The organism is Flavobacterium aquidurense (genome assembly GCF_031458035.1).
Lineage (GTDB): Bacteria > Bacteroidota > Bacteroidia > Flavobacteriales > Flavobacteriaceae > Flavobacterium > Flavobacterium aquidurense_C.
In genome coordinates this window covers 271,916-290,215 of record NZ_JAVDXR010000001.1, presented here as the reverse complement: position 1 = coordinate 290,215, position 18,300 = coordinate 271,916, and the positions used below count along the sequence as shown (strand labels likewise).

At 35.2% G+C, this 18,300-nt stretch carries 10 protein-coding genes; 3 read left to right on the top strand and 7 right to left on the bottom strand.

Annotation, left to right across the window (positions count from 1 at the left end):
* Nucleotides 1–47: 47 nt before the first annotated feature.
* The 7 genes from J2X17_RS01155 to J2X17_RS01125 all read right to left on the bottom strand — a co-directional run bounded on the left by J2X17_RS01155 (nt 48) and on the right by J2X17_RS01125 (nt 11,979).
* Nucleotides 48–1,715 (bottom strand): alpha-amylase family glycosyl hydrolase, encoded by a 1,668-nt coding sequence (locus tag J2X17_RS01155; protein WP_310293896.1) that lies wholly within the window; start codon nt 1,713–1,715, stop codon nt 48–50.
* Between the two features lie 228 nt (nt 1,716–1,943).
* Complete coding sequence (locus J2X17_RS01150; protein WP_310293894.1) at nt 1,944–3,818, bottom strand: glycoside hydrolase family 13 protein; 1,875 nt, start codon at nt 3,816–3,818, stop codon at nt 1,944–1,946.
* A 146-nt stretch (nt 3,819–3,964) separates the two neighbouring features.
* The gene (locus J2X17_RS01145) at nt 3,965–6,079 is read right to left on the bottom strand and encodes a glycoside hydrolase family 97 protein (RefSeq protein WP_310293892.1); all 2,115 of its coding nucleotides are present in this window, start codon (nt 6,077–6,079) and stop codon (nt 3,965–3,967) included.
* A 277-nt stretch (nt 6,080–6,356) separates the two neighbouring features.
* Nucleotides 6,357–8,657 (bottom strand): glycoside hydrolase family 65 protein, encoded by a 2,301-nt coding sequence (locus J2X17_RS01140; RefSeq protein WP_310293890.1) that lies wholly within the window; start codon nt 8,655–8,657, stop codon nt 6,357–6,359.
* 86 nt (nt 8,658–8,743) lie between these two features.
* Nucleotides 8,744–9,397 (bottom strand): beta-phosphoglucomutase, encoded by a 654-nt coding sequence (gene pgmB / locus J2X17_RS01135; RefSeq protein WP_310294677.1) that lies wholly within the window; start codon nt 9,395–9,397, stop codon nt 8,744–8,746.
* Nucleotides 9,398–9,412: 15 nt separating this feature from the next.
* Complete coding sequence (locus tag J2X17_RS01130) at nt 9,413–10,768, bottom strand: MFS transporter (protein ID WP_310293888.1); 1,356 nt, start codon at nt 10,766–10,768, stop codon at nt 9,413–9,415.
* Nucleotides 10,769–10,947: 179 nt separating this feature from the next.
* Nucleotides 10,948–11,979, bottom strand: coding sequence for a LacI family DNA-binding transcriptional regulator (locus tag J2X17_RS01125; RefSeq protein WP_026982748.1), 1,032 nt, complete (start codon nt 11,977–11,979; stop codon nt 10,948–10,950).
* Nucleotides 11,980–12,214: 235 nt separating this feature from the next.
* Here J2X17_RS01125 and J2X17_RS01120 point away from each other — a divergent pair, with 235 nt between their 5' ends.
* From J2X17_RS01120 to J2X17_RS01110, 3 genes are read left to right on the top strand one after another with little or no spacing between them, the layout of a single operon-like run.
* Nucleotides 12,215–15,190 carry a SusC/RagA family TonB-linked outer membrane protein gene (locus tag J2X17_RS01120; protein WP_310293886.1) on the top strand — a complete coding sequence of 992 codons (2,976 nt, stop codon included), beginning with the start codon at nt 12,215–12,217 and terminating at the stop codon, nt 15,188–15,190.
* A gap of 35 nt (nt 15,191–15,225) precedes the next feature.
* On the top strand, nt 15,226–17,067 hold the full coding sequence (locus J2X17_RS01115) for a RagB/SusD family nutrient uptake outer membrane protein (protein ID WP_310293884.1): 1,842 nt from the start codon (nt 15,226–15,228) through the stop codon (nt 17,065–17,067).
* 20 nt (nt 17,068–17,087) lie between these two features.
* Nucleotides 17,088–18,185 (top strand): SusE domain-containing protein, encoded by a 1,098-nt coding sequence (locus tag J2X17_RS01110; protein WP_310293883.1) that lies wholly within the window; start codon nt 17,088–17,090, stop codon nt 18,183–18,185.
* The last annotated feature ends 115 nt before the right edge of the window (nt 18,186–18,300 follow it).

The following is an 18,300-nucleotide window of genomic DNA, read 5'->3' as shown; positions in this document are numbered from 1 at the left end:
CTTAGCGTATCTCTGCGAAAATCTCTGTGTTTCTTTGTGGTATAACGCTACGGTTTTTCAAGTAAAACGACATCGAAATCACTATCAATAGTCACTTTGCCATCAATAACTTCAAGGTTTTGATCCGAATAAGTGTCTCTTAATTTTGTTCCGTTTTGGAAAATAGCATTTACCGGAATTTCTTTTTTACCTTTTGGTAAATCTAAACCAATAACGACTTTATCTTCGAAAGTTCCTTTTGAGAAAGTTCTGGAGAAAACATAAAATTCTGAACTAATTTGTTGATGAATTCCGGCGCCAATTGCAGGATGATTTTTCCTGAATTGCCCTAATTTCTGCCAATGTAAAAGCGTTCTTTGCGTTTCAGGATTGTTCTGAATATCGTCCCAATTCATATTAGAACGAAGCGTTGCGTCGCCGTTAGTTCCTTCCACAACCAGCGATCTTCCGGATTCATCTCCATAATAAACTTGAGACATTCCTGGCGATAATAAGAGTTTTGTTCCGGCTTCTAAAGTTTTAGTTCTGTTCGCATCAAACGGCTGCCCATCGTCGTGGGAAGACATATAATTAAGGACAGAATATCCTTTGAGTTCATTGTTTAAAGCATTTGAATATTTAGAAAACAAACCTTCGTAATTGTTTTGACCGGCATTCCATTTGAATTCAAAATTGATCATGCTGTTGAAACCATTTTGGAAATAATTTACTTTTCTATCTCCAAAATCATAATCCTGTCCACCACTAATTCCATAGCCATAAACTTCGGCAATAGTGTAAAACTGGTTTTGATCTAAAACTTGTAGAGGATGATGTTTTTTCCAGGTTTCAAAAGCGTAATCACATTCTTTTTTAAAATCGGCCCAAACGTCTTCGTTGGTGTGTTTTACGGTATCAGCGCGGTACCCATCAATTCCGAATTCAACAATATAATCCGTAAGCCATTTTATGATGTAATATTTTGGTGTTCTTGGATAATTGGTTCTTTTGAAGAATTCATCCAAAGAGGCTATTTCTTTTTCATAACGGCCTTCTTTTTTCCATTTTTCAATCAAAAAAGGAGGAAGCTGCACTTCCTGAGTACTTTCTGTTCTTACATCCGGAAGATTATCAACCAAAGTACACATCGTTGTATTTTCGAAAGATTTGTAATCACAGACAACACCAGTTCTAACCCAATCCGAAGGCCAAACAGGATCTTCGGCAGTTACAGGCCCAGTGTGGTTGATAACGCCGTCTAATATAATTCGGATGCCTTTTTCATGTGCTTTTTGAACTAGTTTTGCCAAATCTTCCCTTGTTCCAAAATTCGGATCCAAAGCGGTCCAGTCTTTTGCCCAATATCCGTGAAAGCCATAAGTCAAACCCGTTCCTTCATCAACGCCGTCGTGAATTTGCTCTACAATCGGCGTAAGCCAAATGGCATTTATTCCTAGTTTCTCAAAATATCCGGATTCTATTTTTTTTGTGATTCCGATGATATCTCCGCCTTCAAATCCACGCAATTTTGCTGGAGTTTTGGTTCGGTTGAAATTTATATCGTTGGCAGTATTTCCATTATAAAAACGATCGGTAAGTAAAAAGTAAACATTTGCTCCTTCCCAAACGAAAGGTGTTTTCGAAGTATTTTCGTTATTCATTGAAACTGATTTTGAGCCAGAACAACTCGTGATTAAGAATACTAAAGGTAAAAAAAGGAAAGTGTATTTTTTCATTTATTCTAAATTTAACAAGCATTTATAATTTGTTCAAAATAAAAATTCCGCCACGAATTCACGAATTTATTTTCTTCAATAAGATGGTAAATAATAATTCGTGAATTCGTGGCGGAAATACATTATGCGTTGAAAATAATAGCCACAGATTACAAGATTAAAATGATTTTTTTAATCTGGGTTAATCCTTTAATCTGTGGCAAAAATCTTTGTTCCTATATTATTATCTTATTCCAATTCTAAAACCAAAGCCGATTTTGGTTCCAATGTAATTTCAGTAGCTAAATCAAATGTTTTTCCCGTCAAAACATCTTTTCCTGATTTAAAGTTTTTGATGTTTTCTTTAAAACGGTTTGTCTTGACAGTTTGTGCTTTTGCATTGTTATTGAAAACGACCATAACGGTTTTTGCATCATTATATCTGAAATAAACATAAGTGTTATTTTCCGGAATATAATGTGTCATTTTACCGGTATGAATTGCTTCGTTTGATTTTCTCCAGTTGAATAATTTTGAAGTAAAATCGAAGTATTGCGCTTGTTCAGCAGTTCTTCCTGCTGCAGTTAGTGCATTGTTTTTGTCGCCGGCCCATCCACCTGGAAAATCTTGACGAATGTCTGCATCGCCTTTACTTTTGTCACCGCCCATTCCAATTTCTGAACCATAATACACTTGCGGAATTCCACGAACTGTAGCCAATAAAGTCATCGCCAGTTTGTATTTTGGTAAATCGTATTTAAACTTATCATTCATACGATCAGTGTCATGATTTTCGGCAAAAACTAAAATATTATTCGTGTTTGGATATAAATAATCCATAGCAAAATTATTGTAGAATTTAATCATTCCATTGTCCCAAGTTGCATCACTTTCATTGAAAGCAGAAGTAACCTGACTTTGAAGCGTAAAATCCATTACACTTGGCAAGTTCGAATTGTAGTTTTCGATGGCGCCAATTTTACTGTCTTTTTGCCAATACGCTAAATTCGCCTGATTGTGCATCCAAATTTCGCCAACAATATTAAATTTCGGGTATTCATTTGTAATTGCTTTTGCCCAATTGGCCATTGCCGTTTGGTCAGAGTAATTATAAGTATCCACTCTAAATCCATCTAAATTGGCGTATTCAATCCACCAGATTGCGTTTTGAGTTAAGTATTTTGCTACTAAAGGATTTCTCAAATTCAAGTCAGGCATAGAAGGCACAAACCATCCATCAACACAAACTTCCTTATCTATTTTTGAAGCGTGAATATCTGTAATTACCTCACGTCTGTGGTGTGTTTGTGTGAAATTTTCAAATTGATTGAACCAGGTTTTAGTTGGCATGTCTTTCATCATCCAGTGTGTAATTCCCCAGTGATTGGTAACATAATCCATAACCAGTTTCATGTCTTTTTTGTGCAATTCTGATGACAAACGAACGTAATCTTCATTCGTTCCGTAACGAGGATCTATTTTGTAAACATCAGACTGCGCATATCCATGATACGAATGCTGTTTGTCGTTGTCTTCGCATAAAGGCGTGTTCCAAACAGTGGTTGCACCCAGAGACGAAATATAATCTAAATTTTTAATAATTCCTTCGATATCTCCACCATGACGTCCCGCCTGTTCTGCGCGATTTCCTTTTTCAGTTAAAGAAGCATTGGTATCATTTTTCGGATTTCCGTTAGCAAAACGATCTGGCATAATTAGGTAAATCAAGTCTGAAGAATCGTAACTTTTTCGGTTAGCCGAATTGGCTCTTCTTTCTTTAAGGTAATATTTTTGAGTAAAAGCGACTTTGTTATTGGCTTTAAAAGAGAAAACCAATTCTGAAGCTTTTAGGTTTTGTGTGTCTATTGTAACAAAAAGGTAGTTAGGGTTTTCTGTTTTTTCGACATTTTTAATCACCACATTATTAGAAACCGAAGCTTCATATTGTGCAATATTTTTCCCGTAAAACATAATCTGCAATTCCGGATTTTTCATCCCAGCGTACCAAAATGGCGGTTCTACTTTCTGAATTTGCGCATTCGCGGAAGCGGAAAAAAGGAGAATGAAGAGGACTATTTTGTAGAAGATGTGGTTAATTTGAAATGATGTTTTTAAGTTTTTCATAATCTTATAATTTATATACCTAACAGGTTTTAAAAACCTGTTAGGAGATGGAGGTGATTTCCTAACAGGTCTTCAAGACCTGTTAGGTATTTAGTAATAAAAAAAAGACAAGTAATTCTGGGGAAAATTTACTTGTCTTTAAAAAATTATTTATTTTCAATTATGCTGATCGCATAACCTCCGCCTGAAGCAGAAAGCTGTGATAATTTTGATTTATTTGTTACAGCAATTTTTTTGATGGTATAAGCTTGCGGATTTGTTTTGTAGTGCGCATCTTTTGCATCAGCATAAATTGTTGCAGTGTATTTTTTACCTTTTTCAAGGAAGCTGAAATCGATGTTTGAAGTACGGGAATTATCTCCGTTTACGTTTCCAACAAACCAGTTGTTAGTTCCTTTTGCTTTACGGGCAACCGTAATAAAATCACCTGGTTCAGCTTCGATATATTTACTTTCAGACCAATCTACAGCTACATCTTTAATGAACTGGAAAGCATCTGGGAAACGGTTGTAGTTATCCGGCGTATCAGCCGCCATTTGCAACGGGCTGTACATTGTAACGTATAAAGCTAATTGATTACAGATTGTACTGTTTACATGCGATTTGTTATCCGGATTCATTTTACTGATATCCATTTCGAAGATTCCCGGAGTATAATCCATCGGACCTCCAATTAAGCGTGTAAACGGCAATACCGTAACGTGATTTGGTTTAGAACCACCAAAAGCCTGGTATTCTGTTCCTCTTGCTGCTTCGTTTCCAATTAAATTTGGGTATGTTCTGCAAATTCCGGTTGGGCGAACGGCTTCGTGAGCGTTTACCATAATTTTATAATCAGCTGCTTTTTCGATTGCATATTGGTAGTGATTTACAATCCATTGATCGTAATGGTTTTCACCGCGAGGCAAAATATCGCCAACATAACCGCTTTTTACAGCATCGTATCCGTTGTCTTTCATGAATTGGTACGCTTTGTCCATATGGCGCTCGTAGTTACGAACCGAACCAGAAGTTTCATGGTGCATGATAATTTTAATTCCTTTAGATTTTGCATATTCGTGCAAACCTTTTACATCAAAGTCCGGGTAAGGGGTAAGGAAATCAAAAACATAATCTTTTGAATGTCCAAACCAGTCTTCCCAACCTTCATTCCAACCTTCAACTAAAACAGCGTCGAAACCATTTGCAGCAGCAAAATCAATATATTTTTTTACGTTAGCATTGTTTGCGCCGTGCGTTCCGCTTGGTTTTGCTTTTGAAAAATCAGAAACGCCTAATTGTACGGTTGGAAAATCGTTAGTGTACGACCAAGAGCTTTTTCCTGTGATCATTTCCCACCAAACACCAACGTATTTTACAGGTTTAATCCAGGAAGTATCATCAATTTTTGATGGATCATTTAAGTTTAAAGTCATTTTTGAAGCTAAGATTTCTCTGGCATCATCACTAACCATAACCGTTCTCCAAGGCGAGTGGCTTGGCGCCTGAATATAACCTTTATCTCCTTTTGCGTCTGGCGTTAACCAAGATTCAAAAATCATGTTTTTGTCATCTAAATTCAAATGCATACAAGAATAGTTGATCAAAGCTGCTTCGTGCAGGTTGATGTAGATTCCATCAGCAGTTTTTAACATCAAAGAAGTCTGAACTCCTGTTGGAGAAAAATTCTTTTGCGAAACGTTTGCCGTATATGCTTTTTGAGATAAACCTCTAATTTCAGATAATTTTGATTTTGTATAATCGTATTCCTGCGTATCGTAATCTCCTGGAATCCAAAAAGCAGTGTGGTCGCCCGCCATTGCAAATTGTGTTCTTTCTTCTTTGATTACGAAGTAAGTAAGGTTCTTTTGAGTTGGGAATTCATATCTAAATCCAAGTCCGTCATCAAACAAACGGAAACGAATTACGATTTGTCTGTCTGTTCCTTTTTGATTTAAAGTAACCGCCAATTCATTATAATGATTTCTAATGTTGTCCACTTCTCCCCAAACCGGTTTCCAGTTTTCATCAAAAGTGGAAGTTTTAGTATCAACAATCGTAAAATCGTTTAGTAAAGATTTGGTGTCGTTTTTAAGTTCAAGACCTAATTTACTTGTTTTTACGACTTCTTTATTTTTGTATTTTAAGTTGTAAGTTGGTGTTCCGTCGTTTTGAAGCGAAAATTCCATTACGAACTTTCCTTCGGGTGATTTTAATTGTTGTGCTTCTGCAATTGAGCTAAAAGCAAACAAGATTAAACTTGCGAAAAATAATTTTTTCATATTTTTTATTTAAAAGTGATTAATGCTTTAAAAGTTAAACACAATTTTCACTAATTAACACTAAAATTAATGCTGTTTTTTAACACATAGAATCATAGATTGGGATAGTTTAAAAAGGCGTTTCACTTGCTACAAAACACATAGCTATGTGAAAATGATTTGTCATTTATTTTAATCTTTCGAAAGAATAAAACTATGTTTCTATGTGTTTAATTTTATAAATCGGCGAATGAGCCAACTAATTCGTGCAAATCTGTGTAATTAGTGTTTAATAATTTTAAACTGTTGCCAATTTTGTGGCTATTACTGGTTTTCCATTTACTACAATAGTTAAATCCTGATCGCTGTCTACTGTAAATGTTGTTTCGTTGTGGTTTACAGCAACCTTCAAAATTTGATTTCTGAAATTGATTTTAAACGAATAACCTTCCCATTCTTTTGGGATTTTTGGAGCAAAATGAAGCTGGTCATTTTTAACACGCATTCCGCCAAAACCTTCCACAATACTCATCCATGTTCCGGCCATTGACGTAATGTGACAGCCTTCTTCTACTTCTTTATTATAATCATCTAAATCCAGACGAGAAGTTCTTAAGTAGAACGTATATGCCATATCCATTTTGTCTAAATGTGCAGCCTGAATCGAGTGTACACAAGGCGAAAGCGAACTTTCATGAACCGTAAAAGACTCATAAAAATCGAAGTTGCGTTCTAATTCTTCTTTAGAAAAATGATCTTCAAAGAAATAGAAACACTGCAAAACATCAGCTTGTTTGATATAAGGAGAACGTAAAACGCGATCCCAAGACCATTTTTGATTGATTGGTCTTTGTGAACGATCTAAGTCTTTTACCGGAACTAAATCTTTATCTAAAAATCCGTCTTGCTGTAAATAAATACCCAATTCTTTTGAAGTTGGGAAATACATATCATCAGCCACTTTTTTCCATTCCTGAATTTCATTCACCGAAAGGCTTACTTTTTCAAGAATACGTTTGTGATCTGCAGGATATTCTAAAGCGACTTTAGTAATTTGTTCCGCTGCATAATCGATACACCATTTTGCAATATAATTGGTGTAGAAATTATTGTTGATGTTATTCTCGTATTCATTCGGACCGGTAACACCCAGAATTACATATTGATTTTTTTCTTTAGAAAAAGAAGCTCTCTGATGCCAGAAACGCGCAATTCCGATTAAAACTTCTAAACCTTTTTCAGGAATATAAGAGTAATCTCCGGTAAAACGGTAATAGTTGTAAATGGCAAAAGCAATCGCACCATTTCTGTGAATTTCTTCGTGTGTGATTTCCCATTCGTTGTGACATTCTTCACCATTCATGGTAACCATCGGATACAGCGCCGCACCATTTTTGAAACCTAAATTGTCCTTCGCATTTTCAATCGCTTTATCCAATTGATTGAAACGGTACGTCAATAAATTTCTTGCAACTTGCTGATCTTTTGTAGCCATGTAAAACGGAATACAATAAGCTTCAGTGTCCCAATAAGTCGATCCGCCGTATTTTTCTCCGGTAAAACCTTTTGGTCCGATATTCAAACGAGAATCTTTACCTAAATAGGTTTGATTTAATTGGAAAATATTGAAACGAATTCCCTGTTGTGCTTTTACATCGCCATCAATGGTAATATCTGACATTTCCCAGATTTTGCTCCAGGCGTCAATTTGATTTTGAAGTAAGGCATCATATCCTAAAGTAACGGCAGCCTTAATTGTTTTTTCGGCTGCAGCCAAAGTGTTTTCGTGATTTAAAGAGACAGTATATCCACCAATTTTTTGAATGGATGAGGTTTGTCCTTTGGCGATAATAGTTCCGTAAGTAAACTGAACTTTATCTGTAGTGGAATCGATTGTTGAAGGCGAAATGTTTACGTTTTCTCCGTTTGCAAAAATCGTATTGTGCATGAAAGTTGTAACTTTAAAATGCGTTTTAAAAGTCTGCGCTGTTACAAAAGCCTCATTTGTTCCTTTTTTTACTTCAAGAGGTTCCCAGAATTTTTCTTCCCAGTTAGCATCTTCATTGGTAACTCCTGCGTCGATATAAGGTTTGTAAACAATTTTGGCATCTTTGTTTAAAGGCGTGATTTCGTATTTGATAATTCCGGCTTCATCCAAATCTAAAGAAAGAAAACGACGAATATTTACGGCAATTTCAGTTCCGTTTTTTAATGTTGCTTCAAAAGAACGGTTGTACCATCCTTCTTTCATATTCAATTCTCGACGGAAGTTTTTAACCTCCGTACAAGTATTTAAATCTAAGTTTTCTTCGTTGATTTGAACGTCAATTCCAATCCAGTTTGGCGCGTTTAATACTTTCGCAAAATATTTTGGATATCCGTTTTTCCACCAGCCTACTTTAGTTTTGTCCGGGTAATAAATTCCGGCGATATAGCTCCCCTGAAAAGTTTCGCCAGAGTATGTTTCTTCAAAATTGGCACGTTGCCCCATAGCACCGTTCCCGATACTAAAAAGACTCTCAGACGATTTTACTCTTTCTACATCAAATCCTTCTTCTATGATGGACCAATTGTCTGGTTTTATATAATCTTGATTCATTTTTTACAATTTAATGATTGAAAGATTTAAAAATTTAAAGATTTTGAATCTTAATTTTTAAATCTTTCAATCTTTTAATTTTTCAATTAGTTGATTAATTTCTCAATAAACGCAGTGTCTATTTCGGTGAAATCTTTAAAAATATAATCAGCTTCATGTAAAATTGTTTCCTCACCAATTCCTACACTCACCATTTCTCCTATGTTTGCTGCCTGAATTCCGGCAACAGAATCTTCAAATACGATTGCATTTTTTGGATCAATATTTAATAATTGAGCCGCTTTTAAGAAAACTTCCGGATCTGGTTTGGCATTGGTAACGTCGTTTCCGTCAACAATAACATCGAAATACGAAAGGATTCCTGTCTTTTCAAGAATTGGTCGGGCGTTTTTACTCGCAGAACCCAACGCAATTCCTTGGTTTTTGTCTTTTAATAGTTGCAGAATTGTAAAAACTCCAGGAAGAATCTCGCTTTCGTCCATGTCAACTAAATAAGATAAGTAATCTTCATTTTTTTGAATCAGCCATTTGTCTTTGTCTTCCTGAGAAGCCTGAACATTTCCTAACCCAAGTATAATATCTAATGAACGTACACGGCTCACGCCTTTAAGCAGTTCGTTGTCTTCATGTGTAAAATTTATATTTAAAGACTGAGCGATTTTTTGCCAGGCTAAAAAATGGTATTTGGCGGTATCGACGATCACGCCATCAAGATCGAATATGAATGCTTTTTTCATTATAAGGGAAATTCTTATTTATGATTTTTGAATAGTGTCGTCTACATCTTTTACTTTGTAGACTAAAAGAGCAGCAATTAGAAAACTTACACCACTTGTAATTAGGGCGTAAATAGCGTCGCCATTGTAAAGATATTTTACAATTGGACCTCCAATAAGTGCATTTACAATTTGTGGAATAACAACAAAAAAGTTGAAAATTCCCATATAAACCCCCATTTTTTTAGGAGCAATAGATCCTGCAAGAATAGCGTAAGGCATAGCCAAAATACTTGCCCAGGCTACGCCAATTAAAATCATTGGAAGTACAACCCAGTCTTCATTTGGCATAAAGTAAATCGAAATTAATCCGATTCCACCAATGATAAGTGATACGGCGTGAGTTGATTTACGGCCGATTTTTTTAGCGATAAACGGTAAGAAAAATAAAGCGATAATGGCGGAAACTAAATTGTAAACTCCAAATAAAATTCCAACCCAATCCCCAGCATCCTGATATTGCTGACTTGAAGTGTCATTTAATGGCAATCCGTAAATGTGATGTGCAATTGCGGGAGTTGTAAAAACCCACATTCCGAATAATCCGAACCAAGAGAAAAACTGTACCCAGCTCAGCTGGCGCATTGTTGTTGGCATTTTTGCAAAATCAGTAAAAATGTCTGAGAGTTTTGATTTTTCGTCAGAAGGAACATCAACTTCACTTTGAGGATCTTGAAAATTAGATAATTCTTCCGGAGTATATTCTTTTGTTGTAAAAAGTGTTACCAGAATTGATCCAATTAAAACTGCAGCTCCAATGATAAATGATAATTTCAGATTTAAAGGAATACTTCCGGCAGCAGCATTGTTTGAAACATGAAAATACTTTGTTAAGACATAAGGCAATGCCGAACCAATTACAGCTCCAAAACCAATTAACGAAGTTTGGATACTGAATCCTGCAGTACGCTGATCTGTTCTTAAATTATCACCAACCAAAGCGCGAAACGGCTCCATAGCAATATTAAAAGAAGCATCCATGATCATTAACATTCCGGCTCCAACCCATAAGGCAGGCAAAACAGAAATGAAAATATTAGCCTGAGGCATTAAAATTAAACCAACCGACGCCAGGATTGCACCAACAAGAAAGAAGGGCTTTCGTCTTCCGAATTTTCCCCAGGTTTTATCGCTGTAATGACCAATAACAGGCTGTACTATTAATCCCATAAGAGGGGCAATAATCCAGAACCATGATAGTTCATGTACATCGGCACCAAAAATTTGAAGAATTCTACTGGCATTTGCATTCTGAAGTGCGAATCCCATTTGTATTCCTAAGAAACCGAAACTCATGTTCCAAATTTCCCAGAAACTTAATTTACGCTTTTCCATTATCGTAATTAAAAAATTAATTAGACGATAAGCGCTATGCTTATCAAAACTTACTGTTTTTTTCGAAGTAAAAGTAAAAGCTTTGACAGCCGTAAAAGTATAAATTAATTTTAGATATATGCTAACAAAAAAGCCATAAATATTAATTATGGCTTTAGAATATGTTGATTTTAAGAATTTTAGTCAGTAGATTCTCTTTTTATAAGATGTGTTTCTATTACTTCTGTAGTGTAATTTTCATTTTCTTCTTCGTCATCATCGTGTTCGGCTTCAAGTCTTTCAATAAGCATTTTTGCAGCTTTATTTCCCATTTTTTCACCGCTTTGACTCACTGTTGTAATACTTGGAGTAGAGTATTTTGAAATAATTCCGTCAGTAAAAGCAATTACTGCTAAATCTTCAGGAACCTTAAGTCCCATTTTGCTGGCTGTTTTTATAATTGTTACCGCAAAAAGCTCATTTACAGCGAAAACAGCATCAAAAGCTCTGTCATGCAAAAGCTGGCTAATGGTAATTTCGCAGGTATCAACATCTTCAATTTTGATGATTAAATCTTCGTTGAAAGGTAATCCGTTGTCTAAAAGTGCTTTTTCGTAACCGTCCGTTCTTAGTTTTCCAACACTTACGTAATCGACAGTTGTAACTAGTGCGATTTTTTTTCGGCCATTATCAATCAAACTCTGAACGGCTTCATAAGCTGCAGCTTTATCATCAATAATTACTTTATCGCATAAAATATCATTGGTTACACGATCGAACATTACAACTGGCATTCCCTGATTGATAACTTCTGTAATGTGGTGAAAGTCACCTTTGTATTGGGTTTCTTTCGAAAGTGACATGATAAAACCATCGATGCTTCCATTAGCTAACATCTCCATATTTAAGACTTCTTTATCGAAAGAATCATCAGATAGACATATGACAACACTATAGCCATTTTCGTTAGCCACCTGTTCAATTCCGTTAATTACCGTAGAGAAAAAATAATGTACAATTTCCGGAATGATAATACCGATACTTTTGGTTTTCCGATTTTTTAGACTAAGGGCAATATTGTTGGGTTTATAGTTGTAAAACTTTGCAAAAGCCTGCACTTTTAAGCGCGTTTCTTCACCTATTTCAAGACTGTTTCGTAGTGATTTTGAGACAGTTGAAATAGATACGTCAAGTTCTTTTGCAATCTGTTTTAAGGTGATTTTACGTTTCATAATAGTTGTTGGAAAAAATCTAATTATTAATAAAGGTATCTTAAATTTTTAGTATTGATAATTTTTGACTGATAATATTACAAAAAATAGAAAGTTTTCAACACTATCACGTTTTCGTAACTAGATAAAAATTGAGTTTGGTTGGTGGTGTTAATAAATTCATAATTTTGAAATTCGAAGTAAAATTAAAAACTTAACTAACAATCACAAACTCAAACTAATTTAAACAAAAAGTATGAAAACAATTTACAAAAAGTTGTTATTTTTATTCCTACTGTTGCCGTTTACTGTGTTAGCTCAAAACACATTAACAGGTACTGTTGTCGATAAAGCGACAGGACAGCCAATACCGGGAGTAAATGTAAATGTACAGGGTGCGCCAAGCGGAGCATCGACAGGATTTGATGGTAATTACCAGCTGTCAAATGTTAAAAGTGGTAATAAAATTGTTGTTTCTTTTATTGGATACAAAACTCAAACCCTTGATTTCAACGGGCAAAAAACATTGAATGTTTCTTTAGAGGAAGATACTAATCAACTTAAGGAAGTAGTGGTACAAGTTGGTTACGGTACTGTTAAGAAAAAAGACGCAACGGGATCTGTTTCTCAAATCTCTGCAAAAGAATTTAATAAAGGAATAAATGTAACTCCAGAAAGCTTAATTAGCGGTCGTATTGCCGGTGTTAACGTTACAGGAGGTGGAGCACCAGGTGCAAAAGCAGATATTAGAATTCGTGGAGGATCTTCATTAACGGCATCAAATGAGCCATTAATTGTTTTGGACGGATTACCATTGAGTAATGCTAAACCAGAAGGTTCAACAAGTATTTTATCTACTATTGATCCTAATGATATTGAATCTTTTACTGTATTGAAAGATGCTTCTGCAGCTGCAATTTATGGTTCCAGAGCTGCAAATGGTGTAATTGTTATTACTACTAAAAAAGGGGCAAAAGGTGGTGTAAAAGTGAATTTTAGCTCTCAGGTTGGTATCAATACTGTGGCTAATCAGGTTGATGTATTAAGTGCTGACCAATTTCGTGAATTGGTAAATACGAAAGGTACAGCAGATCAACAAGCTTTAATGGGTACTGCTAATACAAACTGGCAGGATGAGATTTTCCATACAGCCCTTACAACTAATAACAATATTTCTGCTAGCGGTTCTTTATTTAATAAAGTGCCAGTACGTTTATCTGTTGGAAATGTTAATAATCCTGGAATCTTAAGAAATACTTCTTTTGAAAGAACTACGACATCATTATCGTTAAATCCGGTTTTATTTGATAATCATTTAAAAATTGATATTAGCGGAAACTTATCTTTTGGTAAAAATCAATTTCAGGACGAAGGTGCTGTAATTGGAAGTGCTATTGGTTTCGACCCAACACAATCTGTATACGAAGCAGGTTCTCGTTATGGAGGATACTTTGAATGGTTAGAGCCAACAGGAAACTTGCCTTTATTGCCAGCTAGAAACCCAGTTGCAAGATTGAATCAAGATAACAGAAGATCTACTTCTACCAGAAAATGGGGGAATGTTAGATTAGATTATAAATTTCATTTCTTTGAAGATTTAAGAGCGGTTGTAGAAGCTGGTATTGATAGATTTGACAGTGATGGTTATACTGAAGTAAGTACTCAAAGTGCTTTAGGGTATCAGCCAAAACCTTTTAGTGATCCAGGCTATGTGAACTTAGGAAACTACTCTAGCTATACTGACATGTTGCAGAACAAAAACTTAAATGCTTATTTTAATTATACTAAAGATTTAGGAAAAATTAAAATTGATGCAACTGCAGGTTATAACTACCAATTATTCCAAAAAGAAAAATATCAATCAGGAGAAACAAGACAACCAAATCCTAATGAGGATGTTACTACTGATCCGGATATTAACTTACAATCTTACTTTGGACGTTTAACGTTGAATTACGACAGTCGTTATTTAGCAACTGTAAATTACAGAAGAGACGGAACTTCACGTTTTTCTGAAGATAACAGATGGGGTAATTTTGGAGGTATTGCTTTGGCATGGAATATTGCTGAAGAAGAATTCTTAAAAGATAATGAGACTTTATCAAGCTTAAAATTAAGATTCGGATACGGTACAACCGGACAACAAGATATTCCTGCTCAGTATGATTATTTGAGACGTGTTACTTTAGGAACAATTAATACACAATATATTTTTGGTGGTAAGGTATATTCTACTGCAAGACCAGAAGGTTATAATGAAAACATTAAATGGGAAGAATTAGCAGAAACAAACGTAGGTGTTGATTTTGGTTTCCTTAATGATAGAATTACTGGTACGGTGAACTATTTTGATAAAAAATCTAGCGATTTATTAGCTGATGTTGTGGTTCCCGATGGAGCAAACATTAGAAATCAAGGTACTTATAATATCGGTAGTGTTAGAACGAAAGGTATCGAATTTAATATTCAGTCAGATGTTGTTAAAAATGATAACTTGACCTGGAATGTTGCTTTCAATACAACATATATTGATCAAAAAATTACAGATTTAGGAATTACAGTTCCTGGTTTCCAAGGATACCTTTCAGGAGATAATATTGCTGGAGGAGCTGGAAATAAAATTCAGGTTAACTCAGTAGGTTTTGCTCCAAATTCATTCCTGGTTTATGAGCAATTATATGATGCCAACAAAAAACCAATTGCAGGTGCTTATGTAGATAGAAATGCTGATGGAAAAATAGACGATGCAGATCGTTACAGATTCCACAAACCAACACCAGATTATACATTTGGTTTGTTCTCAACGTTAAACTACAAAAAGTTTGACTTTACAATGAACTGGAGAGCGAGTTTAGGAAATTACATTTTTGATAACGTAAGTTCTAACTTAGGATATTCAGATGCAGGTTTAAGAAGACAAACAGATCTTTCTAACGTAAGTTCAGATTATCTAAACACTGGCTTTACTTATGAAGATAATGGTACAATGCGTTATTTGTCTAATTATTTTATTAAAGATGCTTCTTTCATTAAACTAGACAATGTGACCCTAGGGTATACTTTCGATAAAACATTACTAAAAGCAGCTTCTTTAAGATTTACTGCTGGTGTTCAAAATGTTTTTGTTCTTACGAAATATAATGGTTTAGATCCGGAGAAATTCAACGGAATTGATAATAACGTTTACCCAAGAGCCAGAACTTTCTTGTTTGGAGTAAATGCAAATTTCTAGTAGAATATTGAAAACAAATTTTAAAAACAAATAAAATGAAAATATCATTTAAATATATATCTTACTTTTTCCTATTCATTTTAGGAGTAAGTATGACGCTTACCTCGTGTACGGACGATTTAAACGTAACACCAGGCGATGATGATGAATTTCTATCTGAAGAATTTTTTAAAGATCCGGCATCATACAAAGAAGTATTGGCAAAATTATATGCAGGATTGTATGTAGGAGGAAATGATGGAGATGGACAAGCTGATATTGCCGGAATTGGTGGAGATTTTAGTAGTTACTTGAGATTGCTTTTTGTAACTCAGGAACTTCCAACAGATGAGGCGGTTATCGCTTGGGCTGACGGTTCGTTGCCAACTATTAATACGCAAACATGGTCACCTGCAAACGAATTCTTAGCAGGAACATTTTCTAGAGCATTCTATCACATTAGTGTTGCTAATGAGTTTTTAAGACAGACTACTGATGAAAAACTTTCCGAAAGAGGGGTTGATGCAAATTTAAAGGCTGAAATTGCAACTTTTAGAGCAGAAGCTCGTTTCTTAAGAGCTTTTTCTTATGTGAATTTGATGGATTTGTTTGGTAATGTGCCAATTACTACAGAAAAAGACCCTGTAGGTTTCTTTTATCCAGAACAAAAAACAAGAGCTGAAGTTTTTGCTTTTGTTGAAGCTGAATTGAAAGATTTAGATGGTAGTCTTGTCGCACCAAGAAAAAATGAGTACGGTAGAATAGATAAAACTGCGGCTAAATTTTTATTAGCACAGATTTATTTGAATTCTAAAGTTTATACAGGCACAGAAAGAAATAATGAAGTAGCGACTTTGTGTAGTGAGATTATTGGTTCAGGATATACTTTTGCTAATATTCCATATCGTAATTTGTTTTCTGCAGATAATGATACCAATGGAGCGCAAAACGAATTTATTTTCCCAATTATCGGTGACGGAAACGCTATTAGAGCAATTGGTGGAGGAATGAGTTTTATCATTCACGCTTCTATCGGAGGTAGTATCGATGCCGCTTCAAGAGGTATGGATGGTGGTTGGTTTGGAACAAGAGCTCGTAAAGAGTTTGTAGAAAGTTTTGGTGCGCCAACTAGTTCTTTTGAGTTCTATCAAACAAAAAATAAAAATTTCGTAAATAACACAGGTATCTTGGTTAATAAAGATGGTCAGGCTTTTGACTCAAGTGATAAAAACGAAAAAGAAACTGGTTACAATGCTAATAACACTTATGTGCTTAATCTTGTAACGGGTAAAATTACTTTGAACGGTGTTGAAGTTGCGGCTCCTGTTGGATTTAACAATGCTCCGGTATCGTTAGGTAAACAACAAGTATGGACTGATAAAAGGTTATATGCCTATACACCAGGACAGGCATTGGATATTGCTAATATCGGAACTTTTACAGATGGTTATGCAATTTCAAAATATACTAACTTAAAATCAAACGGAACAGCTGGTCAAAGGGTAGATATGCCTGATACTGATTTTCCAATGTTTAGACTTACGGATGCTTATTTAATGTATGCTGAGGCAGTTGTAAGAGGAGCTTCAACAGGTAATTTGAATACTGCTTTGGGTTACATTAACCAAATTAGAACCAGAGCAAATGCACCTACAGTCGGAACAGCAGATTTAACGCTTGATTTTATTCTGGCTGAAAGAGGAAGGGAATTGTACTGGGAATGTCACAGAAGAACGGATTTAATTCGTTTTGGAAAATTCACAGGTGGATCTAAACTATGGCAATGGAAAGGTGGGGCTATGAATGGTGCTGCAACAGAATCATATAGAGATTTAATGCCAATTCCATCAAGAATTATTCAGGCAAATCCAACTTTGAAGCAAAATCCAGGATACTAACACCTTTATAAAACAGTAAAATGAAAAATATATATAAAATTTTAATCGCATTTATTGGTGTATTGGCGGTGTCATGTAATGCTGATGATGTAGATAACAGACCAATTGTCGAAGCAGTTTCAACGCCAGAAATGACTGCGCCTGCAACGGGAACAGCCTTTGTTTTAAATGGTGATAAAGGATCAGATGTAGCAGCTAAATTTACCTGGTCTGCTGCAACATATAATGAAGCGGTAGTAGTAAAATACACTTTATTAATTGATAAAAAAGGCGGTGATTTTACAAAAGCTAAAACCTTGGCTACAACAAGTAATGTTACTGAAGCTTCTATAATTGTTAAAGAATTAAATCAGGCAGCAATTGATCTTGGAGGACCTACAGATGTAGCAACTCAGTTTGATGTAAAAGTTACTTCGAGCGTTTCTGGTGGAGTTCCACAAACCGCTAAAGGTGTGATTACAATTAGTGTAACTCCTTATGCAGGAAAAGTTGATTACAACTTTACGGAGTGGTATTTGGTTGGAGATGCAACTGTTTCAGGCTGGGAGAACAATAAAGGAAACCAAATTTTATTCAGAGATGGAAAAGATGCTAACGTGTATAAATATACAGGATTCTTTAAAGCTGGTGCTTTTAAAACCATTTCAACATTAGGGGCTTGGGCACCAATGTATGGTGGTTCTAATAAAGTTTTAGTGTACAGAGGGAAAGAATCGGATCCTGATCCGGCTAGTTTTGTAATTCCTACTGATGGATATTACACTTTTACAATGGATGTGAAAAAGTTAACTTATGATTTAGTTCCTTATGATGCTTCTGCTGCAAAAACATACTCAACAGTGGGTATTATTGGAGACAGTACACAAGGTGGTTGGGATTCTTCGACAGCAATGACTAAATCTTCTTTCAATCCACACATTTGGAGCCTTGGAATAACTCCTTTAAAAGATGGTGGAATGAAATTTAGAGCAAATAACGCATGGGATGTTTCTTGGGGAGGTACAACTCCTTTCTCAGGAGGCGGTACAGGAGATAATATTCCGGTTCAAAAATCTAAATATGTTGTTTATTTCAATGATTTAGACGGAAGTTATTTAATGATTCCAAATCAAGGGTAATATTTCTTAAAAATACAAAAGGGCTATCGCAGGATAGCTCTTTTTTCATAGAGCATCAACCAAACTGGTTGATGAAAAATTATAAAAGCACTAGATAAAAATAATAAAGTTCAGG